Source organism: Gordonia sp. McavH-238-E (assembly GCF_022348225.1).
In the GTDB taxonomy this organism is placed as follows: Bacteria; Actinomycetota; Actinomycetes; order Mycobacteriales; family Mycobacteriaceae; genus Gordonia; species Gordonia terrae.
Genome location: NZ_JAKRFE010000012.1, coordinates 110,555 through 134,190, shown reverse-complemented (window position 1 = coordinate 134,190; position 23,636 = coordinate 110,555). Strand labels below are relative to the sequence as shown.

Here is a 23,636-nt window from a genome sequence, read left to right as displayed (position 1 = left end):
CCCTCCACCCGGCCCCCCGACCCCGAAAGCGTGACCCACATGACCATCACCACAACAAGATTCCTCATCGTCGGCGGAGGACTTGAGGGCCTGGCCATCGCCTGGTCGCTGGCCGACCAGGGCGTGAGCGACGTCCTCGTCGTCGAACGCGACACCCTCTGTTCCGGGATGACCGGAAAGTCGAGCGGCGTCGTGCGCTGCCACTACGGGACCCCATCGCTGGCGGCGATGTCGTGGTACGGGATCGACATCTTCACGCGCGCCACCGAGATATTCGGCGACGACATGTCCTTCCAGCAATGCGGGTACGTCGTGGGTGTCGGCGAGAACAATGTCGCCCCGCTGGAGGCGAATGTCGCGATGATGCAAGGACTGGGCATCGACGTCTCGCTCATCGCCCACGACAAGATGGCCGAGCTCTGGCCGGGACTGCACCTAGACGATTTCGCGGCCTTCGCCTACGAGCCACTTGGTGGACGCGGTGAGGCCTACATGGCAGGAATGGCGTTCGGTGCGTCCGCCCGCCAACTGGGTGTCAAGATCAGGCAGTCCTCGCCGGTGGCCCGGCTGCTGACCGGCGCCGGCGGTCGTGTCATCGGGGCCGAGATGGCCGACGGCGAGCTCATTTACGCCGACTCCGTCATTGTGGCAGCGGGACCATGGACACCCGCGCTGACCGAACCCGTCGGAGTGCCCGTCGACGTCCTGGCCCAGCGCGCCCAGCTGGTTCTCGTCGATCAGGGGGAACCGACCCCGGTCGTGCCGGTCCTGTCTGATCTCGCAGGACTGTCGTATGTGTGCCGGGAACCGAACGGTGAACTCTTGGTGGGAAACTCGGATCATGCCGCGCCGCAATACATCGATCCCGACAACTACGCGAATCGTGCGGATTCGAGCACGATCGACAAGATCGTGATGAAAATGGGCCACCGACTCCCCGACATGCCCGACCCACGAATCACCAGCAGCTACGTCGGTGCATACGACGTCACGCCGGATTACAACCCCGTCATCGGTCCCGCACCGGTCGACGGCCTGTTCCTTGCCACCGGATTCTCCGGCCATGGCTACAAGATCTCGCCGGCCGTCGGCAAGCTCGTCGCCGATCTGCTCCTCACCGGTTCGACCACCCTGAAGAACGTCGACCCGCGGGACTTCCGCTACTCGCGCTTCGCCGAGAACGACCTGCTGGTGAGTCTGCATCCGTATGAGGGAGCCGGCGAGATGCGCTGATCTCCCCGCCCACAGGGTGTCATCGTGTGTCAACTGTCAGGAAACGATGTTTCTCTCTATGCTGTCAGCGTGACGGACGACCCTCTGATCCGGAATCAATCCGGCACCGCGCGGGAGCGGCCCGTCGACCAGTCGGTCGAGGAGCTGGAGCTCGAGACCGCGATCGCGCACAACGTGCGGCGCCTGCGACGCCAGCAGGGGCTGTCGGTGGGGGACATGGCCACTCGCGTCGGCATCTCCAAGGCGATGCTGTCGAAGATCGAGAACGCCCAGACCTCCTGCAGTCTGAGCACCCTCGCCCGCCTGGCGAACGGCTTCGACGTGTCGGTCACCTCGCTGTTCCGCGGCGCCGAGATGGAGCGGTCGGCGGTGTTCGTCAAAGCCGGTGAGGGTTCGGAGATCATTCGTGAGGGCTCCCGGGAGGGGCATGAGTACGAGCTGCTGGGTTCGTTACGTGGCGAGCACAAGCGCCTCGAGTGCCTGCTCGTCACCCTGACCGAGAAGTCGGTCACCCAGCCGCTGTTCCAGCACGCCGGAACCGAGTTCCTGCACGTCCTCGAGGGCGTCATGGACTACGCGCACAGTCGGTCGGTGTATCGGATGCAACCGGGCGACTCGCTACAGCTCGACGGTGAAGGGGCGCACGGGCCCGTCGAACTCGTCGAACTGCCGGTGCGCTTCCTGTCGGTGATCGCGTTCCCGGACTCGGCTGTGTGACAGCCTGATTCAGGTCCGCGACCGGCTGAGGTCGAAGTCATGACGCGACGTCGGCACCACGTCGAGGTGGCGGTCCGCGCCGAACCGCGACACACTCTCCAGCATCGAGGTCATCCGGCGCTCGAGTTCCCGCTGGTCCCCGTCGCTTCCGTAGAACGCGTGGATGTCGTTGACCGCCGCCATCGGGAACAGTTCTTCGACGATGGCCGCGACCGGCGGGGCGTTCTCGGTCAGCGGTCGATCCACGATGTTCTGGACATATCCGAACGTGGCCTGGGTGTCGATGGCGACCTGGGTGTGATCGTCCAACCACCGACGGAGCCACTCGTCGCGGTCGAGGTCGTCAGGGCGGCGCAGGAACGCGATGTTGGACAGCGCGTCGATGCGCGACCCGTCGGCGGGAAGGTCCGGATTCAGCGGTGTCCGCGCGGTGACCTCCCACGCGGCTATCGGACCGTCGACTGCCTCATCGATGGCGTCGAGCACCGTCGCCGCTTCGAGCGCCCAGAACGACACCACCGCGCCGATCGGCGGGTCGAGCTCGTCGATGCGCATGGCGCCCGACACCAGGTCGTCGCAGATGTTGACCTGGACGCGCGTGGCGCCCGCTGTCGCGCAGCGCTCGACCAGGGCGTTGACGTCGGCGCGTGCGGGTCCACCGCCCCGGATGGCGACGATCACCTTGGAATCCGTCATCCCGCGCACGGTACCGGGCGACTGACGTACGTGGACGGGATTCGGGCGCGCCGGGGTTGATGACGCGGTCTGCTCACATGGCGCGGGCCTCGGCGAGACGCGTCTGCGCGATCCGATCGGCGGCACGGCCGGGGGCGATGGATTCCGCGGCTGCGCGTTCGAAGATCCCGGTCACCGTTCCGTAGATGGTCGCCACGCGGCTGCGCACGGCGTCGGGCTCGACTCCCTCTCGTTCACCCGCGACCTGGATCAACCCGCCGGCGTTCGCGACATAATCGGGCACCCAGGTGATCCCGCGATCATGCAACAGTTCGTCGACGCCTGGCTCGAGGAGTTGGTTGTTCGCGGCCCCGCACACCACCGACGCGGTCATGCGTTCCAGCGACAGCGGATGCAGGGTTCCGCCGAGGGCACACGGCGCATAGACGTCCAGCGCCTCGCCCAACAGGTCACCTGATGTCGCGACCCCCGAGAACCGGTTCGCGACCGCGGCCAACGCCTCGTGGTTCACATCGGTGGCCACGACGCGTGCCCCGTCGGCCAGCAACAACGAGATGAGTTCGGCGCCCACCTTTCCGACGCCTTCGACGCCGACAACACGGTCGCCCAGATCCGGCGACCCCCAGGCTGCCGCGGCCGCGGCCCGCATGCCCTGGTACACACCGAAAGCGGTCATGGGCCCGCTGTTCCCGGAGCCGCCCGCCGACGCGGATCGTCCGACGACATGGTCGGTGAATTCACCGATGATGTCGAGGTCCTCGGTGCCGGTGCCGACGTCACCCGCGGAGATGTACCGACCACCGAGGGTGTCGATGAAGCGGCCGTAGACCCGCAGCAGCTCGGGTGTCTTGTCCCGCGCCGGATCACCGATGATCACGGCCTTCCCGCCGCCGAGATCGACCCCCGCGACCGCCGCCTTGTAGGTCATTCCGCGGGAGAGTCGGAGTACGTCGGTGAGCGCTGCGCCCTGATCAGGGTACGGGTGGAATCGGGTCCCACCGAGCGCGGGACCGAGTGCGGTGGAGTGGATACCGATGATCGCTCGGAGGCCGGTGGCCGCGTCCTCGCAGAAGACCACCTGTTCATGGGGGAGCCCGGGGATGGCGTCGGTGCGGCCGAACACGGCGGCGTCGGGGGCATCGTGGCGGGTGTCGACGGTGACGGACAAGGTGGTTCCTTCTTCGATGGGGTGGCAGATCGTGTCAGCCATGGGCGTGGAGCGGCTGGCCGGCGAGTGCGAGATGCGCTTCGCCGAGAGCCTCGGACTGGGTCGGGTGGGCGTGGATGAGCGCGGCCACATCCTCCGGGTGGGCATTCCAGTTGACGATCAACTGGGCCTGACCCACCAGTTCACTGATACGGTCCCCGACCATGTGGATGCCGACGACCGGGCCGTCTTGGTCGTTGTTGCCAGCGCGGATCAGCTTGATTCCTCCTGCGGTGCCCAGGATCTGGCTCTTGCCGTTGCCCGCGAGGTCGTACTCGGCGGTGGTGACGTCGCCGTACTTCTCTCGGGCCTGCGCCTCGGTGAGCCCGACGGACGCGATCTCGGGACTCGTGTAGGTGACACGCGGGATTCCGGTCTCTTCGAGCGGGGGCGGATTGTGACCGGCGATCTGCTCGGCGACGTACAGACCTTGTTGGAAACCGCGATGCGCGAGTTGCAGTCCAGCGACGACGTCTCCGACTGCCCACACCCCGTCGTGGTTCGTTCGCAGCTGATCGTCCACGACGATGTGGCCTCGATCGAGAGCGACGCCCGCCTGGGCGACACCGCTGTCGACTGTGCGGGGTTCGCGACCCACTGCGACGAGAAGGAGGTCGGTGTCGATCTTCTCCCCGGCATCCATGCTGATGGTGACGGTGGCTCCGGTCTGGTGCGCATCGAGGACCTTCGTCGACGTTCTGACGTCGATCCCGCGCTTGCGGAAAGCCCGAGCCAGTCTCTTCGACGACCACTCGTCCTCCGACGCGACGAGTCGCGGGAGCGCTTCGACCACGGTGACCTCGGTCCCGAGTGCATCGAGGAGACCGGCGAACTCGACCCCGATCACACCGCCGCCGAGAATGACTGCTCGCGAGGGGATCTGCGACAGCTCGAGGGCGTCGTCGCTGGTCATGATCCGGTCGCCGATCGGGAGGCCGGGAATGGTCCGAGGTTGCGAACCGGTCGCCAGGACCACAGCGCGTCGCGCTTCGATCGGCTCGCCGTCGACGTCGACGGTCTTGTTGCCGACGTACCGGCCATGGCCGGAGACCACCTCGATGCCGTGGTGCCGGATCAGGCCCTGGAGCCCTTGGAACAGTTTGCCGACGACTCCGTTCTTGTACGAGTGGACCCGTTCCATGTCGATGCCGTCTAGTGATCCCAGCACGCCGAATCGCGAACTGTCCCGAATGGTCTCGACGACCTCGCCCGCGTGGACGAGCGCCTTGGTCGGAATGCAACCCCGGTGCAGGCACGTGCCGCCGAGCTTGGCGGACTCGACCAGCGTCACGGCGAGCCCGAGTTGTGCGGCACGGATCGCACAGGCATAACCGCCTGAACCACCGCCGAGGACGACGACATCAGGGGTGCGGGTCATGAGGGTTCTCCTGTCTTCGGTCTGCGCCCGGTCATCCGAGCGCGATCAGTTCGAACGGGTCCGACAGGATGCGTCCGATGTCGGCGAGGAAACGTGAACCCTGTTCGCCGTCGACGAGCCGGTGGTCGAAGGACAGACTCAGGGTCGTGACCGAGCGAAGGGCGATCTCGCCCTGGTGTTCCCATGGCTGACGACGAATCGCGCCGACACAGAGGATGGCCGCCTCACCGGGATTGAGGATCGGCGTACCGGAATCGACGCCGAACACTCCGACGTTGGTGATCGTGATGGTCCCGCCCGCCAGGTCGGCCGGAGGGGTCTTGCCCGACTTCGCCGTGGTGGTCAGTTCGACCAGCGCCCCCGCGAGTTCGTGGAGCGACATGCGTTCTGCGCCCTTGATGTTGGGCACCATCAGTCCGCGCGGCGTGGCGGCCGCGATGCCGAGATTGACGTAGTGCTTCGTGACGATCTCCTGTGCGTCCTCGTCCCAGTACGAGTTGAGGCTCGGGTTCGACCGCAAGGCGATGAGCAACGCCTTGGAGATCAGTGCGAGGGGAGTCAGTCGGGTCTCGGCGAACCGGCGGTGGGCGCGAAGACGATCGAGTAGTCCGAGGGTCTCGGTGATGTCGATCGTCACGAACTCGGTGACGTGCGGCGCGGTGAACGCGGAGGAGACCATCGCTGCCGCGGTGTGTTTGCGTACGCCCTTGATCGGCGTGCGGGTTTCCTCGAGATGCGGTGTGGCCGGGGGTGAATCTGCGACGACGTCGGCAGCGACGTGGGAGTCGTCTGCGGACGGCGCCGTCCGGTCGGACAGGTACCCGGCCACGTCGGCACGGGTCACCTCTCCGTGCCGGCCGGTCGGCGTGACCGCGGCCAGGTCGACCCCGTTCTGCTTGGCCAGGAACCGGACCGGCGGTTTCGCGAGCGGACGTCGGCGACCTTCGGTGGTCACCGGCGTGATGTCCCGGGTGGCGGTGTCGGGGGACGGTGCGTCGTCGACCAGCGGGGTGGTCCCGGTTCGACGCCGGCGGCTCGTGCCCTCGCCGGCGACCCCGTAACCGACCAGGACGGGGACACGTTCCGTTTCCCCTTCGGAGGCAGCGGCCGCGGACTCGGCCTCGACGTCAGATCGATCGACGGGTTCCCCGGCGGTATCGATCTCGATGATGGGCCGGCCGACGTCGATGGTGTCGCCTTCGGCGGCGTGCAGTGCGACGACGGTCCCGGCGTACGGGGACGGCAGTTCCACCGAGGCCTTGGCTGTCTCGACCTCGGCGATCACCTGATTGAGTTCGACGGTGTCGCCGACCCCGACCGTCCAGGTGACGAGGTCGGCCTCGGTGAGTCCTTCACCGAGGTCCGGCAGATGAAAGGTGTTGATGGTGCTCATCGTCAGGTCCTCTGCCGTCACGCGGCCGTAGATTTGTCGACCGCATCGAGCATGCGGTCGACATCGGGGAGAAAGTGTTCCTCGAGCTTGGCTGGCGGGTACGGGATGGCGAAGCCGCCGACACGCAGAACGGGGGCTTCGAGGTGGTAGAAGCATCGCTCGGTGACGCGGGCGGCGATCTCCGCGCCGATACCCAGGAAGACCGGCGCCTCGTGCGCCACGACCAGTCGCCCCGTCTTGCGCACGGAGTTCTCGATGGTGTCCATGTCGAGCGGTGACAGTGACCGCAGATCGATCACCTCCACCGAAGTGCCCTCTTCGGCAGCGACTTTCGCGGCCTGACGGGCTGTGGTGACGAGAGGTCCATAGGTCAGCAACGTGATGTCGTCGCCCTCGACGACGGTCCGCGCACGGTGCAGTGGGTAGGAGTCGGCGGGGGCCTGCAGATCGACCTCACCCTTCTCCCAATAGCGCCGCTTCGGCTCGAAGAACAGGACCGGATCGTCGGATGCGATCGCCTGCCGGATCATCAGATGCGCATCCGCGGCGGTGCTGCACGTGACCACGCGCAGACCCGCGGTCTGGGCGAAGTAGCCCTCGGGGGATTCGGAGTGGTGCTCGATGGCGCCGATGCCGCCCCCGTAGGGGACGCGGATCGTGAGCGGCATCTTCACGTTACCGCTCGTCCGGTAGTGCAGCTTCGCGACCTGGGACACGATCTGGTCGAAGGCCGGGTAGATGAACCCGTCGAACTGGATCTCGATGACCGGCCGGTAGCCGCGCATGGCCAGCCCGACCGCCGTTCCGAGGATGCCGGACTCGGCGAGCGGCGTGTCGACCACACGATGCGGTCCGAAGTCCTTCTGCAGTCCGTCGGTGATGCGGAAGACCCCGCCGAGCGCCCCGATGTCCTCACCCATCAACAGGACTCGTGGGTCGTCCTCGAGCGCGCGCCGCAGACCGGCGTTGAGTGCCTTGCCCAGGGGGAGCGTGGTGGTGTTGCTCATCGTGTCGATCCTTCGAATCCGGCGAGATAGCTCGCGTACTGTGCGCGTTCGTCGTCGATCAGCGGATGCGGGTCGGCATAGACGTGATCGAACAGGGACATGGGTTCGGGTTCGACGGTTTCCAGGCAGCCCTTGCGCAATGCGGCGGCGGTGGTGTCCGCCCGCTTCTGGATGCGGGAGAGGAACGCGTCGTCGACGAGCCCTTCGCGCTCCAGCAGAGCGCGCACCCGATCGAGGGGATCCTTCTGCTTCCATTCGTCGTCGAGGGCGGCGTCCCGGTAGCGGGTGGGGTCGTCGGACGTCGTGTGCGGGCCCATCCGGTAGGTGACCGCCTCGATCAGGCTGGGCCCGTTGCCTTCTCGCGCGTTGGCGAGCGCCAGTCGTGTGGCCGCCAGCACGGCGAGCACGTCGTTGCCGTCGACGCGAATCGACGGGATGCCGAACCCGCGGCCGCGTTCGGCGATCGACACGGTCGTCTGCAGCGACACCGGCTCGGAGATGGCCCACTGGTTGTTCTGGCAGAAGAACACCACCGGGGCCCGGTAGCTGGCCGCGAACAGGAAGGCTTCGGAGATGTCGCCCTGGCTGGTGGCGCCGTCGCCGAAGTAGGTGATCGTCGCGGCGGTGTCTCCGTCGAGTGCCGAACCCATGGCGTAACCCGTCGCGTGCAGGGCCTGGCATCCGACGATGATTGCCGGAGTGGTCATCCGGTACTCGAGCGGATTCCATCCCGAGTGGGTCGAACCGCGCCAGAACCGCAGCATATGCGTGGGATCGACGCCGCGACAGTAGGCGACGCCATGTTCGCGGTAGCTGGCGAAGACGAAGTCGGACGTGTCGAGTGCCCGTGCGGATCCCACCTGTGCGGCTTCCTGGCCGAGCAGCGGAGCCCACAGTCCGAGCTCGCCCTGGCGTTGCAGAGCCGTTGCCTCGGAGTCGATCCGGCGAACCACGACGAGATCCTCGTAGAGATCACGGAGGGCCTCGCCGTCGATGTCGACGATCGCGGGCGACAGGTCGTCGTCCTCGACGCGAGTCCCGTCCGCGGTGATGAGCTGGGCGGGGGTGGCATGGAGTTCGAACGCCATGGTTCCTCCTGAGAACGGTTGGTGCCATTGGTCAGTCTGTTCGTTCGAGACAAACATCGACGCACTGAATGCGCAACCGCTCTATTTCTGATTGCGCATCATGCTCAGGCGGAATGGGTATGTGGTGTGGCACACTGAGCGGTATGCCTGATCTCGATCGCACCGACGCGCGCCTACTCCTCGCCCTGTGCGATACCCCTCGAGCCACCGGCGTGGATCTCGCGGCCCGGCTGAAGGTATCGCGAAACACCGTGCAGTCCAGGCTCGATCGGTGGGATCGGGACGATGTGCTCGGGGGTTACGACCGGCGGGTCTCACCGCGCAGCCTCGGTCTGCCATTGCTCGCCTTCGTGATCACCACGGTCGATCAGCGCCGACTCGCGGAGGTCACCGAGAGCCTCGCGGGCATCCCGGAGATCGTCGAGGTGATCGGATTATCCGGCCCCTCAGACCTTCTCATCCGAATCGTCGCCGCAGACACCGACGACCTGTACCGCGTCGCGGGACTCATCCTCGACGTCGACGGGGTGGAGCGGACCAACGTGAGCCTCGCCATGCAGGAACTCGTCCCCTATCGCACGCATCAGTTGCTGAGACGGGCCGCGACAGGCGAGTCGCCGGCCACAGGTGCCCCGTGAAGCCACTACGCGCGGTTCACCGCATCACCGGCCGGCGGCATATCCGAGACCCCCGCGGGGATTGGCGGCTCCGCTGAGCATGCCGCTCAACGGATCTCGTCCAACCATGGACAGGCGGCCGAGCGACCATCCGGATGACACGGCGACGTCATGTCCCCGTTCGCGTAGACCGTCTAGCACTCCGGGATCCACGCGGTCCTCGATCACCAGACCGCGCTCCGACCTCACCCGAGGCCAGAAAGAACTGGTGATCGCCGTGGTGTGGAACATGGGCGCGTCGATCGCCTCCTGGGGCGTGTAGCCGCCGACAACGGTGCGCAGGAGATAGAGCAACTGCCATTGGTCTTGTTGATCTCCCCCCGGCGTACCCAGCGCGGCGACGGGCGTTCCGGCACTCGACAGCATCGTGGGGCTGAGCGTGGTCCGCGGGCGGCGGCCGGGCGTCAACGCCGACGGCGAGGTCGGATCCAGCCACGTCATCTGCAGCCGCGTCCCGAGGCAGAAACCGAGGCCGGGAATCGCCGGCGAGGATTGCAGCCACCCGCCGGACGGAGTCGCGGAGACGAAGTTCCCCCAGCGGTCGACGATATCGACATGGCATGTGTCGCCCCGTGTTTCGCCATCTCGCGAGACGGTGGGCTCACCGGTCCCGATTGTCGGGACATCGTCGGGTTCGGACACGGGAGGGATGAAGGGCCGGCATCCGGGAACCGGGCCCGGACGGAAGTCGCCGCTGGCCTCGTCGGAGATCAGGCCCGCACGTCGAGCGCAGTATTCGGGGGAGAGAAGGTACTCGGCGACGATGTCCGGCAGGGCGCGGGCGTCGCCGTAGTAGGCGTCGCGATCGGCCATCGCCAGCTTCATCGCCTCGGTGATGGTGTGGATGCCCTCGACGGTCGACGGATCGATGCTCCTGGTCTGGCCGGCCGATTCCAGGATGCCCAACGCCTGGAGCAACACCGGTCCCGATGACCAGAACCCCGCCTTGACCACCTCGACCCCGTGGAAGTTCCGGACGAGCGGTTCTTCGCGCGGGACGTTGAGTTCGGCGAAATCGTGTGCCGTGATCACCCCGGCGTGATCCCGCCCGTCGGAGTGTCGATGAGGCCGCGATGCGAACGACACGATCGACCGCGCGATCGGCCCGCGCCAGAGTTCTCGGGCGCGTCGAATGCCTTCGGTTCGAGACGTCGCGGACGAGGCAGCCGCCAGTTCGTCGAGGACTGAAGCGTACGCGGGGTTCCGGATGAGGTCCCCCTCGCCCGGTATGCCGTCGGTCAGCCATACCTCGGCCGAGGTCGGCCAGTGCTCGCGGAAGTGTGGGGCCATCGTCTCGATGACTCCGGCCAGCTTGGGGCTGCACGGGATTCCGTTGCGGGCATAGTCGATCGCGTAGGCGAGTACATCGGCCAGGTGCCATGTGCCGTGTTCTTCGAGGATCGACAGCCACGATTCGACGGCCGCGGGTACCGCTGCGGCGAGGGCGCCCGCCGCGGGGACCTCGGAGATCCCCATGGCGGTGAACGCCTCGATGGAGGCGCCCCGGGGTGCGGGCCCCTGTCCCACAACGACTTCGGCCTGGCCTCGATTGGCGGGTGCGATGAGAGCCACCAGGTCGCCTCCCGGGCCGTTGAGGTGGGGTTCGACCACGTGGAGCACGAAACCCGCGGCCACAGCCGCATCGAATGCGTTGCCGCCGCGCTCCAGCACGGACTGAGCCGCGCCGGTGGCCATCCAGTGGGTCGACGCGGCCATGCCGAACCACCCGCGCAGGGTAGGCCTGCTGACGTCAGGAGACGGAGTACGGAAGCGAGTGGTCGAGGAGGCCAGGGTCATGCAAGCAGTATGCACACCGGAGCCAATTGGATGCAATCACTGCTCGGGCCGGTGTGGCCTGGAGAGACCGGTCAGGCCCGGTCCTGGTCCTCGACCCATCGGGCGAGATGTTCGGCCGTCGATCGGATGTGCCACGACATGGCTTCGCGCGCCTTACGGGCATCGTGCGCCTCGATCGCGCGGGCGATGTCGTGGTGCTGCTCGAGGTTGTCCCGGAGCAGCCTCGAACTCCTGGCGTAGATCGCGAACGACGAGTTGGTCGGCAGTCGACGACTGACCTCTCTGATCGTGATGCCCAGCTGACGGTTGCCGCATCCGTTCAGGATGGCGGAATGGAAGCGCCGGTTGGCTTCTCGCCACGTTCCCTCGAGGGCTGTGCGATCGGTGTCGCCGGCGTCCAGTGCGGACTCGAAGGCGTCCCACGCCGTGTTGACGACGATGAGCAGGTCGTCGGACATGTTCTCCGCGGCGAGCGCGGCCGCCAAACCCTCCAATTCCGCACGCACCTCGCCGAGTTCGCGGATGTCGCGTCCGGAGAGCCCCTCGACGAGCGCGCCGCGATTCTTGACGATCGTGACGATCCCCTGTGCCTGGAGCACCCGGAGAGCCTCGCGGACAGGGGTTCTGCTGACACCAAACTCCTCGGCGAGTGCTTCGTGCCGGAGCCACGAGCCCACGGCGATCTGACCGTCGAGGATTCGGCGCTGGAGTTCGGCGACCAACGAGTCGCTCATCGACAGCGGCTCGTCAGCGGTAGGTTCCACCAGCACCTGCTCGTCCTCCACCCAGGCTCGTCGGGACGAGCGCCAATCTTACGGCAGCGTCGGCGCCGGGCGGGACATGCGGCGATCAGACCTTCAGCGCGTATCGGCGATTGCGGAGGGTGATGTCCTCATCCGTCGTCGGGAACAGGATGTCGGCACCCTCGCCGGCCAACGCATGCGCGGCGTCGACCACGGGACGCATCGTCGAGCAGTAGGCGTGCAGCGCCTTCGGCACCGTGGCCTCCTCGGCGAGGGCCCGCGCCAATGCGGCTGCGCCGGTCATGGCGAGGGTGGTGCCCATACCCGAGAAGAACGATGCGCAGTACCCGGCATCGCCGATGAGTGCGACGCGTCCGGTCGTCCACGAGTCCATGACGGTCTGGCTGACGGCGTCGAAGTAGAGGTCCGGGGTGGACGCGATCTCGTTGCGGATCTCACCGAACCTCCAGCCCGTGTCGCCGGTGAAAGCGTTCAAGAGCATTCTTCGGTGCGCGTCGACGTCGCGGTAGTCGTAGTCGATCAGTGGGGATCGGTATCCGAGGATGACGGACTGTTCCCGACCGTCGCCGCGGACCATCACCATCCTCCCCGGCTCGTTGTAGACCGTCGTGTCCCGAACGCCCAGATCTGTCGAGCAGCTCCGGATCACGCCGACATACAGACCGAGGTGACGTACGAAGCGGTGCTCGGGCCCGAAGGCCAGTCGTCGAACCCCGGAGTGCAGACCGTCGGCCCCGATCACCAGATCGAACTCCTCAGGCCGGGTCTCGGCACCCCGGATCCCGACGGTGACATGAGAGTCCTCGTCCTCGAGTTCATCGATCCAGGACCCGTACGACGTGGTGACCGCTCGGGGGACGGCATCGGACAGGATGTCCACGAGCCGGTCGCGCGAGATCTCGATGTCGTCGGGGCTGTCGTAGACATCGGTGTTGGGCGTCACGAGGGCCTGGGGCACCCCCGCGCTGTCCACGAACGAGAAGCGGTCCTCGTAGTCGACGCGATGGTCGAGCAACAGTTCGTGAAGGCCCAGCCTCCGAGCAACATCGAGCGCCGGTCCGCGAACGTCGACGGCGACCCCGCCCTGCCGCGGTCCGGAAGCACGTTCCAACAAGGTGACCTCGTGACCGTCACGGCTCAACAGAGCCGCCGCGGTCAGGCCGGCCACCGAGCCGCCAGAAATCAGAACTCGCATCGTGTGGGTCTCCTCCGAGTGCGGAACCACCAGCTCGCTCCGTGCGGTGGCGTGTTTCCGATGTGTTACGAATCACCTTCGCCATTGACGGTGATTCGAATTGGATGCAATAGTTCTAACACGAATTCGGATTCGCGTATACCGCTGCAGTCCGTTCGACGGCCCGGCTCGCAGACTCGAGCGACCGGCCCCAACCCACAGGAATCGAAGGCACCATGTCCTCACAGACCAGCCGGCCACCAGTCCCGCATACCGAACATCTCAAGCGCAACACGATCGGCGCATGCGGCTTGACGTTCATGGTGGTGGCCGTCGCCGCGCCCCTCACCGCGATGGCGTCGAATCTCTCCCTGAGCCTCGGGTTCGGTGTCGGCGCCGGAACCGTGGGACTTCTGGTGGTAGTCGCACTCGCGTTGACCGTGTTCGCCTCGGCGTTCGTGACCCTAGCTCGGTACGTCACGAATGCCGGTGCGTACTACGCCTTCATCGGATTCGGGCTCGGACGTCTCGTCGGCTCCGGTGCGGCGTTCGTCGCCACCACCGCCTACAACATGGCGGCGGCCGGAATGGCCGCGGCGACAGGGTACTTCCTCGGCCTGACGATCGAATCGATGTTCGGCTTCGATGCGCCCTGGTACCTCTACGCAGCCGTCGTGCTCGTCCTGACCGCATGGTTCGGCCGGCGCGGCGTCGAGGTCGCCAAACACCTCATCACCGTCGTGTCGATCCTGCAGTTCGTGATGCTGCTCGTCCTCGCGGTCGCGGTCGCCGTCCAGCGTCCGGAGGGTTGGTCGTTCGACGTCTTCTCACCCGGTGCGATGTTGGACGGGAACGTGGCGCTGACGCTGGCGTTCTGTGTCCTGTCGTTCGTCGGATTCGAAGCGACCGCGATCTACGGCGAAGAGGCCAGGGCGGCGCGTAAGAGCATCAAGATCGCGACGTACGCCTCTATCGCACTGCTCGTGGGCGTCTTCGTCGTCGCCACCTGGTCGCTGGTCGCGGCGTTCGACGACGTCAAGGCGGTCGCCGCCGAGGACCCGGGCGCGCTGGTCTTCGCGACCGCCGACATCTATCTCGGCTCGTGGTCGGGGAATCTGTTGTCCGTCCTGGTCACCATCAGCTTCTTCGCCGCCAGCGTCGCGTTCCACAACATGGCGGCCCGGTATCACTTCGCCCTCGGCCGCGCGGACCTGCTGCCATCGGTGTTGGCGTCGGTGCATCCGCGATGGGGAACGCCATCCGTGGCCGGAGCGGTGCAGACGGGAATCTCGGTGGTGGTCCTCGCACCCTTCGTCGTCGCAGGTGCCGATCCCATCGTCAACCTTTTTCCGATGGTGTCGGGTGTCACCAGCATCTCGTTGACCGCCCTCATGCTCGGATGCTGCGTGAGCATCCTCGTGGCGGCCCGGTTGGGGAAGCTCCCCCGGGCGAATGTCTGGGCGGTCCTCGTCGCGCCCATCGTGTCGGGCCTGTGCCTCCTGGTGGTCCTCGGTGTCATCATCGCCAACTACTCCGATGTCACAGGTAGTACGAAGCTGATCGTCCTGCTCATGCCACTTCTCCCCATCGCCGCGGCGGTCTACGGCGCAGCGCGGCAGAAGCACATCGGCAATCGCAACGAGTTGTCCGTCCTCGACTAGGAGTCACGACCATGCCCCGGACCATCGCCGACGTCGCACCCTCGATCGACTACGAGTCGGTGACTCCTCCCGAACTGTTGTCACCGCCTCCGGTGGGTGTACTGCCTGCGACGGCGAGTCACCGCGGCCTGATCTTCGCGGCGATACCCGGTTGGCGACCCCTGCGGCTCGATCTCCATCTTCCGACCACCGGCGGTCCGTGGCCGGTGGTGGTCTACATCCACGGCGGCAGCTTCGTCGGCGGAGTGCGCGAGATGGGACCGTGGAACTCCCTGCCCCGCAGCGGGATCGCGGTCGCATCCGCGTCGTACCGACTGGCGGGCGAAGTCGGCTTCCCCGAACCGGTCGAAGACGTGCGGGCCGCCGTGCGCTGGCTACGCCGGCACGCCCACGAGTGGAATCTCGACCCCCAGCGGGTGTCGCTGTGGGGAAGCTCCGCGGGCGCGCTGCTCGCCGGCATCGCCGCTGTGACCGGGGACAGGCTGGTGGGGCGTGGCGTCGACGAGGGCCGCGAGTCGGCGGTCGTTCGTTCAGTCATCGCGCATTACGGTGTGGCCGATGCGCGATCTCTGCGAGCCGACGCCTCACCGACGGGAGCACGGGCGGCTGCTGACCTGTCCGACATCGTCGACCTGTTCGCCGCTAGCAGCGCCGTCGTGCCCGCCGTCGCGGCGCACTTCACGGCGGGCGTTCGGCCCGATTACCTCCTGGTCCACGGAGACGCGGACACGCGCGTCGGACACGCGCAGTCGATCAACCTGCATACTGCACTCCAGGAGGCCGGCTTCCGCAGCACGCTCCGTATCGTCGAGGGCGCAGATCACGGAGCGGCCGAGTTCTCCGACGACACACGGACCGAGGACGCGGTGTCGTTCTTGCGACAGTCCTGGAAGGAGTAGGCGATTCGATGACCGTTCGCCCCGCGCTGGAGCCACAACAGAGCCGTAGTCGGCAATCGGCGGCACGAATCCTGCAGGCCGCCATCGAGGTGATCACCGACGTCGGAATCCAGGACTTCACGATGGCGGCGGTGGCCTCCCGTGCGGCGGTGTCCGTCGGGGGAGTGTATGGCCGGTACCCGGACAAGGACTCGTTGTTGTACGCGGTCAAGGACCAGGCGCTCTCCGACCTCGCCGACGAGATCGAGCGACGTCTCGCGGAGACGCGGCCGACGCCGGAGGCGATTCTGCGTGCCTACATCGGCACGTTGAGCCGCACCCTGTTCGGCGCGGAACGCCTGTACGCGTTCATCTTCGTCCACTCCGCCCACGATGAGCGGCTGCGGAGTCGGGGTTTCGCCTTCCACGAGCAGATTCGATCGGTTCTCGTCGACAGCCTGAGAGCTCAAGGCGTCCATGACGAGCGGGCTGTCGCGACGGCCTATGAAGTCATCGTGCAGAGTCTGCTCATGCGGGTCATCTCGTTAGGTCATCTGGCCCCCGGAACCGTTCCCTACGACGGCTTTCCGAGCCCGGACGAGTACGCTGACTCGTTGATCGACGTCACCACCCGCCTGTTGGACGACGTCAGGTCGTGAGGCCGAACGGCGAGACCGCCGGGTGGTGAACGAGCGAATGCTCTTCGAGTTCGGGACCGAATCCGCGGGTCGGTTGTCGTACCACGTGTGTCTCGATGACGCCGGCCCGTTGCCAATATCGTTTGCGGATGGCGACATTCGCGCCTGGTTGGGTCTCGAAGTGGATTCGCGACGCCACCGTTCCGATCATCGCGGATGCCTCTTCGTAACGGCCGTCGAGCGCCCGCCTCATCGCCTCGACGACCTCCCGCGTCGGGGTGGATCCTATTGCGACCGATGATGCACCCGCGATCACGTCGTCGACGAGGCCGAGGCCGCCGAACCCACTGATGAGGGCAGTGGAGGTGTGCTCCGACAAAAACCGGATCCGTTCGTACGTCGGTGGCGCCTCACACTTCACGGCCATGCAGCACGAGCTCGCCGACACCGCCGCGGCGAGGTCGGAGGTGTCGATGTGGACACCGGAGAACCGGGGCAGGTCCTGGAGTATGACCGGGAGTCCAGAGGCGAGGCCGGCGTGTTCGATCGCCGCCTCGAGAAGGTCCGGATCGGGGCTGTTCACCGGGATCATGATCGCGGAGAGAACGTCTCGGGTCTGTGTGCTCAGAGCGTTCAGGTCGGCGTCGAACCGCTCGGGCTCGAGTGCGAGAACCGCACCGGCGACCGGTGCGCTACCCGCCGCCACGGCGATGGTCCGCACGGTATCGACTTTCTCACTTCGGCTGAGGGTGCCCGGCTCGGCGATGGCACCCAGCGCGATGAAACCGTCGCAGCCACAACTGCGCAGGTGTGTCACGACGCGGTGCAGGGAGGCGTGGTCGACATCGCCGGTCCGGGTGAAGGGAGTCGGCACCATGCCCCAGGCTGTGATGCTTCTCGGGTCGCCGGCGCCCTGCTGACGTTTCATCGGAGTTGGGGAGCCTTTCAGTAAGAAGATGCTATTCTCCAAAAATAGCATCCAATACAGGAGGTCCCATGTCCACCGCAGATCGCGACATCCCGCCGACGCCCGGCGACACACTTCTCTTCGAGAACGACCGCGTGCGCGTCTGGTCCATGACGCTCGAGCCGCACGGGATGTTCGACTTCCACCAGCATCACCATGACCACGTCGTCGTGTGGCCCGAACCCGGTACCGCGCAGGGCCAGGACCTGGGTGACGACGAGTGGGGGATCAGCCAGGTCGCCCAGGCGGGATTTGTCCTCTACAAGACGGTGGGGCGCGAACTGCCTCTGAAACCACATCGCATCCGAAATCTGGAGGACCGCAGCGTCACCCATTTCATCGTCGAACTGCTCGACGAATCGCCGAGCGAGCACGAACTCCCATGGGAGCACAACGACCGCGGTTCCTTCACCAGATGACCGCGGGCGCAACCCTGTCGAGATCTGCCCAGGCAAGCAGGCGGGGACCCGTCCACGCGGTGTCTCTCATGGTCGTTCTGACCTTCGTCACCGGACTGGTCGATGCGGTGGGCTACCTCGGTCTCGACCGCGTCTTCGTCGGCAACATGACCGGCAACGTCGTGATCCTCGGCATGGGCGCGGCCGGCGCGGATGATCTGCCGGTGGCCGGGCCGCTGGCGGCACTGGCGACGTTCACGTTGGCAGCAGCCGTCGCCGGGTTCCTGCTCCGGCGTCAGGACACGTCGTGGACGTCGCTCACCACCGGGTTACTGGGGATGGGTAGCGCGGTTCTGGTGACTCTCACCGCGCTGTTCGCGGTTCCCCGGGTCGCGGACTCGGCGCACTTCGAGATCGTGGCGGCGTGTGCCACCGCCGGGGTCATGGGTGTGCAGGCGTGTGTGGCGCGCAAGCTCGCGATCAAGGACATGACCACCGTCGTCGTGACGTCGACGCTCACCCAACTGTCCGCGGACCTCTTCACCGGAGGGTGGCGCGGCTGGTGGAACAGGCGGTCGGCGGCCATTCTCGCCCTGTTCGCCGGCGCGGTCGTCGGTGCTGTGCTGCTGCGCTACGCGCACATGTCCTGGGCGATGGGGCTGGCCGCCGTGCTCACCGCGGTGGTGTGCATCCAGGGGCATCGGAACGTCAGGCCGATCCCCGCCCCCTGAGCCTCAGAACTCCTCGGCCCCGATGAGGGCGGCGTCGTCGGCGACCTTGCGGTCGTGGGCGACCTTCGCCAGCGACACCGCGCCGAGGGCGACGACGCAGTACCCGGTGGCGAACCACCACGGAGTCGCCTCCGAGCCGGTCCACTTCGCGAGGTACGCAACGAGGACCGCTGCGATGGCGGCGCCCATCCAGCGCAGGAAGCTGAATCCGGCACTGGAGACCGAACGCGGGGTGTCGCCGCCGACCGCCGACATCGCGACGTCGGTGAAGAGGGTGTTGAGCACGCCGGACGGGAAGCCGGAGAGGATGACGGCCAGCCCGATCAGCCAGACCTGTCCGGTGGCCGTGCCGACCCCGGCGAGCACCATGACCAGCCCGTACGTCGAGATGGCCACCATGACCCCGGCCTTCTCGCCGACGAGCCGCGCCAGGAGCGGTGCCACGAAGACGCCTGCGACCGCGGTGAGCAGACCCCAGCCGAAGAAGACCAGTCCCGCATAGATGGGCCGGAGTCCCATCGCGATGGGTGCCCAGGCGATCACGGTGAACAGTGCGCCCGTGTAGAACGCGGACCCGACGGAGGTGACGAACAGGGTGCGGTTGCGCAGGACCTTGATCGGGTCGACGATCCGCACCCGGACGCGCTCGGATCGCGGGCCGTCGGCGGGGAGCATGACCGCACAGAGAACAGCGCCGGCCAGCATCAGTAGTGCGGTCCCGGCAAACGGTGCGCGCCAGGTCCATTCACCGAGTGTGGCGCCCAGGAGCGGTCCGACCGCGAGGCCGATGCCCAGCGCGGCCTCGTACATCATGATGGCGCTGTTCCGGTTCCCGACCGCCGACTGGACGATGAAAGCCAGTGCGGTGGCGAGGAACAGCGCGTTGCCGAGACCCCAGATCACGCGGTAGGCGATGAGCTGGTCGATGTTGTCGGCGAAGGCCGAGACGCCGGCAGCGACGACGATGAGTCCCAACCCGACGGTGAGCGTGCGCCTCGGCCCGAAACGGTATGCGGCCCAACCGGTCAGCAGCATCGCGACGCACTGGACGCCGACATACACGCCGAACAGGAGCGTGAGCTTCTCCGGCGGGGCGTTCAGCGCCTCGGCGATGCTGTGCAGGATCGGGTCGACGAGGCCGATGCCCATGAAGGCGATGACGGCGGCGAATGCGGTGATCCACACGGCACGCGGTTGCGCTCGTAAGGACGCGAGCATCGACGGCTCGGTCTGAGCCGTGCTCGCGAGGGTGTCGCTCGGGGTGTGTTCGGTGACGGTCATGGGGTCCTTTGCCAGATCAGGCGGAATGGTTGTCGAGTCGGTCGCGCAGCGCCTGCAGGGCGGGACCCGCGGCGGCGATGGCGTCGCGCTGCTCATCGGTGAGCTCGGCGAGCGCACCCGTGAGGATGACGTCCCGCTCCTTGCGGATCTGCTTCACCAAGGCGTGTCCGTGATCGGTGAGGCCGACGAGGACGGCGCGACGGTCGGTCGGATCGGGGCTGCGGTCGACCAGCTCGTGTTTCGTGAGTCCGTCGATCACCGACGTCGCTGTCGGCATGCGGATGGATTCGCGGTCGGCGAATTCACCCATGCGCATCGACCCGTGGTCGGCGAGAACACTCAGGGCTGAGGTCTGCGCGGCGGTCAGCTCGACCGACGGTGCGCGTCGGCGAAGTGCCAGGTACAGCCTGGTGATCGTCGGCCGCAGGGTCAGGGCGAGCTGCGCGGGTTCGGAAGCGGACACGTTTAGAGAGTCTAATACTTAGGACTTCGAAGTATTAGGGCAGGGGGTTGTGATGCTGCGCACGAACGCGCGAACGGAGTGGTCAGACGGTCAGAGGTGCCCCACGACGTCGAAGAAGGCGATGAGGTCGAGTCGGGCGTTTGCAACGCCCTCCGGCCTGCCGTCGATCTCGCTGAGCAGACCGCGCTGGAAGATGCCGTCGAGTGCGATGTACGCGACTGCGGGTGTCACCACGGGTGTTGTTCCCGACAACTCGCAGTACCGCTCGACCACGCGCCAGATCATCTCTTCGCGCCGGCTCTCGATCTCGATGACGTCGGAGCGGAACGAGTCGTCGAACATGCTCTGGTTGCGCAGGTCGTACCAGAGTCGGTGGATGGAGGCCTCGGAGTGCATGCCGGCGAAGAACGTGTCGGCGAACTCGTCGCGCAGGTGCGCGGCATCGGTGGCGTTGGCGACGGCCTCGTCGTAGCGGGTCACGCAGACGGCTTCGTACTGCCGGACCGCGTGGGCGATGAGGTCGAGTTTGTCGGTGAAGTAGTAGTGCAGCACCCCGTGCGAGTACTCGGAGTTCTGGGCGATCTCCCGCAGGCTCGTGCGTGCGTAACCCAGTTCGGCAAGCGTCGTCAGAGTTGCCATGGCGAGCTCGTCACGCTTCGCCTGGAACTTGTCGCGCGAGCGGGCCTCGATACGGGCCTGCCGGTCGACGACCTGCGTCATCTCGCCGTCCTTGCTGGAGAAATCGTTGGAGTTACGAGGCCTCAGTGTACCCACCCCGCCGGACTTGACACTCGTCCAGTCCGGCGGGCTGAGCGTCACCGGCCGAACGCGCCGCGAACCTCCGTCTTCAGGATCTTGCCGACTTTCGACCGCGGCAGCTCGGTCCAGATCTCGATCTCCTTCGGGGCCTTGACGCTGCCGATCCGTTCCTTCACGAACACGATCAGGTCAGCGGCGTCGACCTGCTGCCCGGCGCGCAATTCGACGGCGGCCGTCACCCGTTCGCCCCACTTGGGATCGGGTAGACCGATCACCGCCGAGTCTTTGACCGCCGGGTGCGCGAGGAGCGCCTGCTCGACCTCGGCCGAGTAGACGTTGAAGCCGCCCGTGATGATCATGTCCTTGGCGCGGTCGACGACAAAGAGGTAGCCGGAGTCGTCGAGGTAGCCGATGTCTCCGGTGTGATGCCAGCCGTGTGCACTGACCTCGGCGGTGGCCGCGGGGTTCTGGTGGTAACCGTCCATGACCAGCGGACCGCGGACGACGATCTCGCCTCGTTCCCCGCGACCCAGCAGCGTTCCGTCGTCGCTCATGATCGCCACCGTGGTCAGCGGTGTCGGCCGGCCGGCCGAGCTGAACCGCTCGGTCGCCATCGAGCCGTCGTCGTGGAAGTGCTCCGCCGGCGCCAGGGTCGCGATCATGTTGGGTGCCTCGGTCTGTCCGAACAGCTGGCCCAGAACCGGACCGATCCGCGTCAGCGCCTCCTCGAGGCGGGTCGGCGACATCGGCGCTGCGCCGTACCAGAGACATCGCAGCGAGGTCAGGTCCCGACTATCGAGATCAGGATGGTCGAGAACCCCGTAGATCACCGTCGGCGGCAGGAACGCGTGAGTGATGCGATGCCGCTCGATCAGCGCCAAGAACTCGCCGATGTCGGGCGCCGGCATGATCACGACCTCGCCGCCGAGGCTGAGGATCGGAAACGTCAGCACCCCCGCCGAGTGGGTCAGCGGGGCCAGCGCGAGGTAGCGCGGCCGGTCGCCGAAGGGGTAGCTCATCAGCGCCAGCGCGGTCGAGGTCATCATGTTGTCCTCGGTCAGTCGCACCCCCTTCGGACGCCCGGTCGTTCCGCCGGTACCGGCCAGCATGCACAGGCCGCCGTCGGGTCGTCGGCTCTCGTCCGGCTCCGCGCGGTGCGCGTCGAGCCAGGCGTCGAAGGAGGTCGCCCACTCGACGTCGCCGTCCAGGCACACGAGCCGATCCAATTGAGGTAGCTGATCTTTGATCTTCTCGACCAACCCGGCGAACTTCGCCTGGAAGAACAGCAGCCGACACCCGAAGAGGTCGAACAGCTGCCGGTTCTCGTCGGCCTCGTTTCGGGGATTGACCGGGCACCACACCGCGCCGGCGCGCGAGATACCGAAGACGCACGTCAATGCCAGCGGGTCGTTCGACGACAGGACGGCGACCCGATCGCCCGCCTCGATCCCGTTGTGTTGCAACGCTCCCGCGATCGCGGACGAACGGTCCTGAACCTCGCCGTAGGTCGCGGTGACGCCGCCGGTGGTGAGGCAGGGCGCATCGCGTCCCATCGAGGCGCCCTTGTCGAGGTACTCCGAGAGTCGCACGCCGACCTCAGCGGTGAACGGAGACGATCGGGTCCAGCACCAGACCGAAAGCCCGCAGTGTACCGAGCAATTCGCGGTGCCCGAAGGCCTGGCAGCTGGACACGAAGCCGACGCGGCGGGGACGTGCCTGCAGCAGTTCGTTGGCGGCATGCGCGTTGAGGAGCGCAGTCTGCTTGTAGTTGGAGTTGCCGTGGATCACACAGTGCGCCCGACCCAGAGGTCCCGACGCGTACACCGAGTCGAGCGAGGTGTTCAGGCGCGGATTCTCCCGCGGCGGCATCTCGCTGCGGATGGCGGCCGACTGCTCGTCGATGATGCGATACTTCTCCTCCTCGGACTTGCCCTCCATCTGTTCGAGCGCAGCCGCAACGAGGACCGGAACGCCCTGCATCAGCGGACGATTGAACACGCCACCGAGCGCCTTGGCGGTGGCCACGCGCGGATCGTTCTTGAACCACACCGGGTGTGACGTTCCGCCCCAGGGCAGCGCGAGCCCGAGATCGTGCTGGCCGGGCACGCTCACGGTGTACAGACCTTCGTCCGCGGGCCACTCGACGTACTCGTTCTCCTCGAGGTAGTACGCCTTCGCGAACGCGGCATTCGTGAGGATCGTGTTGGTCGACGCGACCGTCGGGTGGCCCTTCCAGAACACCTGGATGTCGAGGGTGTCCAGTCCCGGGTTCTCCAGACAGATGTTCGCCGCGATCTCGCCGATCGAGTACATCTGAGCCAGCCCAGGGGTCAACACCAGTTCGCGCGAGGCGAATTCGGCACCGTACCGGGCCTCGGCGTCGATCATCCAGTTCTGCTCACCGTTGGTGTCGGTGTAATGGGCCCCGATCTCCAGGCAGGCCTGGACGACCTCGTGACCGTAGCGGGCGAACGGTCCGACCGTGTTCAGTACGACGTCGGCGCCGCGGAACGCCTCGGTGAGTGCCTCGACCGTGTGCTCGACCTCGACGATGTCGTAGGCGACGGTGTCGATGCCGGGCACCGCCTCGACCGCGCTCTTCAGCCGGGCATGGTCGCGACCCGCCGCCAGGAACGGGATGTTGTACTCGCGCAGATATTCGCAGATCAGCCGACCGGTGTAACCGGACGCTCCGTAGACGACGACGCGCTTGTCAGTGGGCATGGTGG

General features: G+C 66.7%; 23 protein-coding genes. 8 read left to right on the top strand and 15 right to left on the bottom strand.

Annotation, left to right across the window (positions count from 1 at the left end):
* Positions 1 to 39: 39 nt before the first annotated feature.
* Both MHN80_RS19045 and MHN80_RS19040 read left to right on the top strand, forming a co-directional pair.
* Positions 40 to 1,233: an FAD-binding oxidoreductase gene (locus tag MHN80_RS19045; protein ID WP_239403021.1), complete on the top strand. Its 1,194-nt coding sequence runs from the start codon at positions 40 to 42 to the stop codon at positions 1,231 to 1,233.
* Between the two features lie 69 nt (positions 1,234 to 1,302).
* A complete protein-coding gene (locus MHN80_RS19040) occupies positions 1,303 to 1,950 on the top strand; it encodes a helix-turn-helix domain-containing protein (protein WP_374206393.1) in 648 nt (215 codons plus the stop codon).
* Between the two features lie 9 nt (positions 1,951 to 1,959).
* On the opposite strand, the gene MHN80_RS19035 is transcribed toward MHN80_RS19040, so the two are convergent.
* The 6 genes from MHN80_RS19035 to pdhA form a co-directional block, all read right to left on the bottom strand.
* The gene (locus tag MHN80_RS19035) at positions 1,960 to 2,646 is read right to left on the bottom strand and encodes an EthD domain-containing protein (RefSeq protein ID WP_239403019.1); all 687 of its coding nucleotides are present in this window, start codon (positions 2,644 to 2,646) and stop codon (positions 1,960 to 1,962) included.
* Positions 2,647 to 2,719: 73 nt separating this feature from the next.
* Positions 2,720 to 3,814 (bottom strand): Glu/Leu/Phe/Val dehydrogenase, encoded by a 1,095-nt coding sequence (locus MHN80_RS19030; RefSeq protein WP_239403018.1) that lies wholly within the window; start codon positions 3,812 to 3,814, stop codon positions 2,720 to 2,722.
* Positions 3,815 to 3,848: 34 nt separating this feature from the next.
* On the bottom strand, positions 3,849 to 5,231 hold the full coding sequence (gene lpdA, locus MHN80_RS19025) for a dihydrolipoyl dehydrogenase (RefSeq protein ID WP_239403017.1): 1,383 nt from the start codon (positions 5,229 to 5,231) through the stop codon (positions 3,849 to 3,851).
* A gap of 31 nt (positions 5,232 to 5,262) precedes the next feature.
* Positions 5,263 to 6,624, bottom strand: coding sequence for a dihydrolipoamide acetyltransferase family protein (locus MHN80_RS19020; protein WP_239403016.1), 1,362 nt, complete (start codon positions 6,622 to 6,624; stop codon positions 5,263 to 5,265).
* Positions 6,625 to 6,641: 17 nt separating this feature from the next.
* Positions 6,642 to 7,631, bottom strand: a complete 990-nt coding sequence (locus MHN80_RS19015; protein ID WP_239403015.1) for an alpha-ketoacid dehydrogenase subunit beta — start codon at positions 7,629 to 7,631, stop codon at positions 6,642 to 6,644.
* Positions 7,628 to 8,719 (bottom strand): pyruvate dehydrogenase (acetyl-transferring) E1 component subunit alpha, encoded by a 1,092-nt coding sequence (gene pdhA, locus MHN80_RS19010; RefSeq protein ID WP_239403014.1) that lies wholly within the window; start codon positions 8,717 to 8,719, stop codon positions 7,628 to 7,630. The genes MHN80_RS19015 and pdhA overlap by 4 nt, the downstream gene beginning before the upstream one ends.
* Positions 8,720 to 8,862: 143 nt before the next feature.
* On the opposite strand from pdhA, the gene MHN80_RS19005 reads away from it, so the two are divergent.
* Positions 8,863 to 9,357 carry an Lrp/AsnC family transcriptional regulator gene (locus MHN80_RS19005; RefSeq protein WP_239403013.1) on the top strand — a complete coding sequence of 165 codons (495 nt, stop codon included), beginning with the start codon at positions 8,863 to 8,865 and terminating at the stop codon, positions 9,355 to 9,357.
* A 24-nt stretch (positions 9,358 to 9,381) separates the two neighbouring features.
* Here MHN80_RS19005 and MHN80_RS19000 read toward each other — a convergent pair whose 3' ends face one another.
* The 3 genes from MHN80_RS19000 to MHN80_RS18990 all read right to left on the bottom strand — a co-directional run bounded on the left by MHN80_RS19000 (position 9,382) and on the right by MHN80_RS18990 (position 13,152).
* Positions 9,382 to 11,193: a gamma-glutamyltransferase family protein gene (locus tag MHN80_RS19000; RefSeq protein WP_239403012.1), complete on the bottom strand. Its 1,812-nt coding sequence runs from the start codon at positions 11,191 to 11,193 to the stop codon at positions 9,382 to 9,384.
* A gap of 71 nt (positions 11,194 to 11,264) precedes the next feature.
* On the bottom strand, positions 11,265 to 11,927 hold the full coding sequence (locus tag MHN80_RS18995) for a GntR family transcriptional regulator (RefSeq protein ID WP_239403011.1): 663 nt from the start codon (positions 11,925 to 11,927) through the stop codon (positions 11,265 to 11,267).
* Positions 11,928 to 12,042: 115 nt separating this feature from the next.
* The gene (locus MHN80_RS18990) at positions 12,043 to 13,152 is read right to left on the bottom strand and encodes an FAD-dependent monooxygenase (protein ID WP_239403010.1); all 1,110 of its coding nucleotides are present in this window, start codon (positions 13,150 to 13,152) and stop codon (positions 12,043 to 12,045) included.
* 215 nt (positions 13,153 to 13,367) lie between these two features.
* Between MHN80_RS18990 and MHN80_RS18985 the strand changes: the two genes are divergently transcribed.
* The 3 genes from MHN80_RS18985 to MHN80_RS18975 are packed head-to-tail and all read left to right on the top strand — an operon-like array spanning position 13,368 to position 16,329.
* Positions 13,368 to 14,792: an APC family permease gene (locus MHN80_RS18985; RefSeq protein WP_239403009.1), complete on the top strand. Its 1,425-nt coding sequence runs from the start codon at positions 13,368 to 13,370 to the stop codon at positions 14,790 to 14,792.
* 11 nt (positions 14,793 to 14,803) lie between these two features.
* Positions 14,804 to 15,691 (top strand): alpha/beta hydrolase, encoded by an 888-nt coding sequence (locus tag MHN80_RS18980; protein WP_239403008.1) that lies wholly within the window; start codon positions 14,804 to 14,806, stop codon positions 15,689 to 15,691.
* 8 nt (positions 15,692 to 15,699) lie between these two features.
* Positions 15,700 to 16,329 carry a TetR/AcrR family transcriptional regulator gene (locus MHN80_RS18975; protein WP_239403007.1) on the top strand — a complete coding sequence of 210 codons (630 nt, stop codon included), beginning with the start codon at positions 15,700 to 15,702 and terminating at the stop codon, positions 16,327 to 16,329.
* Here the strand turns inward: MHN80_RS18975 and MHN80_RS18970 are convergent.
* Positions 16,319 to 17,185, bottom strand: coding sequence for a dihydrodipicolinate synthase family protein (locus MHN80_RS18970; protein ID WP_239403006.1), 867 nt, complete (start codon positions 17,183 to 17,185; stop codon positions 16,319 to 16,321). The two genes, MHN80_RS18975 and MHN80_RS18970, sit on opposite strands and share 11 nt — an antisense overlap.
* 119 nt (positions 17,186 to 17,304) lie before the next feature.
* Between MHN80_RS18970 and MHN80_RS18965 the strand changes: the two genes are divergently transcribed.
* Both MHN80_RS18965 and MHN80_RS18960 read left to right on the top strand, forming a co-directional pair.
* A complete protein-coding gene (locus MHN80_RS18965; RefSeq protein WP_239403005.1) occupies positions 17,305 to 17,694 on the top strand; it encodes a hypothetical protein in 390 nt (129 codons plus the stop codon).
* 68 nt (positions 17,695 to 17,762) lie between these two features.
* Complete coding sequence (locus MHN80_RS18960; RefSeq protein WP_239403004.1) at positions 17,763 to 18,404, top strand: YoaK family protein; 642 nt, start codon at positions 17,763 to 17,765, stop codon at positions 18,402 to 18,404.
* A 3-nt stretch (positions 18,405 to 18,407) separates the two neighbouring features.
* On the opposite strand, the gene MHN80_RS18955 is transcribed toward MHN80_RS18960, so the two are convergent.
* The 5 genes from MHN80_RS18955 to MHN80_RS18935 form a co-directional block, all read right to left on the bottom strand.
* Positions 18,408 to 19,685: an MFS transporter gene (locus MHN80_RS18955; protein ID WP_239403003.1), complete on the bottom strand. Its 1,278-nt coding sequence runs from the start codon at positions 19,683 to 19,685 to the stop codon at positions 18,408 to 18,410.
* 16 nt (positions 19,686 to 19,701) lie between these two features.
* Positions 19,702 to 20,148 (bottom strand): MarR family winged helix-turn-helix transcriptional regulator, encoded by a 447-nt coding sequence (locus MHN80_RS18950; protein ID WP_004021086.1) that lies wholly within the window; start codon positions 20,146 to 20,148, stop codon positions 19,702 to 19,704.
* Between the two features lie 90 nt (positions 20,149 to 20,238).
* Positions 20,239 to 20,868, bottom strand: a complete 630-nt coding sequence (locus tag MHN80_RS18945; protein WP_239403002.1) for a TetR/AcrR family transcriptional regulator — start codon at positions 20,866 to 20,868, stop codon at positions 20,239 to 20,241.
* Positions 20,869 to 20,963: 95 nt separating this feature from the next.
* Positions 20,964 to 22,496 carry a long-chain fatty acid--CoA ligase gene (locus MHN80_RS18940; RefSeq protein ID WP_239403001.1) on the bottom strand — a complete coding sequence of 511 codons (1,533 nt, stop codon included), beginning with the start codon at positions 22,494 to 22,496 and terminating at the stop codon, positions 20,964 to 20,966.
* Between the two features lie 7 nt (positions 22,497 to 22,503).
* Positions 22,504 to 23,631: a DUF5938 domain-containing protein gene (locus MHN80_RS18935; RefSeq protein ID WP_165629353.1), complete on the bottom strand. Its 1,128-nt coding sequence runs from the start codon at positions 23,629 to 23,631 to the stop codon at positions 22,504 to 22,506.
* Positions 23,632 to 23,636 lie beyond the last annotated feature (5 nt).

Coding starts and splice junctions, on each gene's coding strand:
- MHN80_RS19045 (WP_239403021.1), top strand. CDS start 40: ATGACCATCACCACAACAAGATTCCTCATCGTCGGCGGAGGACTTGAG.
- MHN80_RS19035 (WP_239403019.1), bottom strand. CDS start 2,646: ATGACGGATTCCAAGGTGATCGTCGCCATCCGGGGCGGTGGACCCGCA.
- lpdA (WP_239403017.1), bottom strand. CDS start 5,231: ATGACCCGCACCCCTGATGTCGTCGTCCTCGGCGGTGGTTCAGGCGGT.
- MHN80_RS19020 (WP_239403016.1), bottom strand. CDS start 6,624: ATGAGCACCATCAACACCTTTCATCTGCCGGACCTCGGTGAAGGACTC.
- MHN80_RS19015 (WP_239403015.1), bottom strand. CDS start 7,631: ATGAGCAACACCACCACGCTCCCCCTGGGCAAGGCACTCAACGCCGGT.
- pdhA (WP_239403014.1), bottom strand. CDS start 8,719: ATGGCGTTCGAACTCCATGCCACCCCCGCCCAGCTCATCACCGCGGAC.
- MHN80_RS19005 (WP_239403013.1), top strand. CDS start 8,863: ATGCCTGATCTCGATCGCACCGACGCGCGCCTACTCCTCGCCCTGTGC.
- MHN80_RS19000 (WP_239403012.1), bottom strand. CDS start 11,193: ATGACCCTGGCCTCCTCGACCACTCGCTTCCGTACTCCGTCTCCTGAC.
- MHN80_RS18995 (WP_239403011.1), bottom strand. CDS start 11,927: ATGAGCGACTCGTTGGTCGCCGAACTCCAGCGCCGAATCCTCGACGGT.
- MHN80_RS18990 (WP_239403010.1), bottom strand. CDS start 13,152: ATGCGAGTTCTGATTTCTGGCGGCTCGGTGGCCGGCCTGACCGCGGCG.
- MHN80_RS18985 (WP_239403009.1), top strand. CDS start 13,368: ATGTCCTCACAGACCAGCCGGCCACCAGTCCCGCATACCGAACATCTC.
- MHN80_RS18980 (WP_239403008.1), top strand. CDS start 14,804: ATGCCCCGGACCATCGCCGACGTCGCACCCTCGATCGACTACGAGTCG.
- MHN80_RS18975 (WP_239403007.1), top strand. CDS start 15,700: ATGACCGTTCGCCCCGCGCTGGAGCCACAACAGAGCCGTAGTCGGCAA.
- MHN80_RS18970 (WP_239403006.1), bottom strand. CDS start 17,185: ATGGTGCCGACTCCCTTCACCCGGACCGGCGATGTCGACCACGCCTCC.
- MHN80_RS18965 (WP_239403005.1), top strand. CDS start 17,305: ATGTCCACCGCAGATCGCGACATCCCGCCGACGCCCGGCGACACACTT.
- MHN80_RS18960 (WP_239403004.1), top strand. CDS start 17,763: ATGGTCGTTCTGACCTTCGTCACCGGACTGGTCGATGCGGTGGGCTAC.
- MHN80_RS18955 (WP_239403003.1), bottom strand. CDS start 19,685: ATGACCGTCACCGAACACACCCCGAGCGACACCCTCGCGAGCACGGCT.
- MHN80_RS18945 (WP_239403002.1), bottom strand. CDS start 20,868: ATGACGCAGGTCGTCGACCGGCAGGCCCGTATCGAGGCCCGCTCGCGC.
- MHN80_RS18935 (WP_165629353.1), bottom strand. CDS start 23,631: ATGCCCACTGACAAGCGCGTCGTCGTCTACGGAGCGTCCGGTTACACC.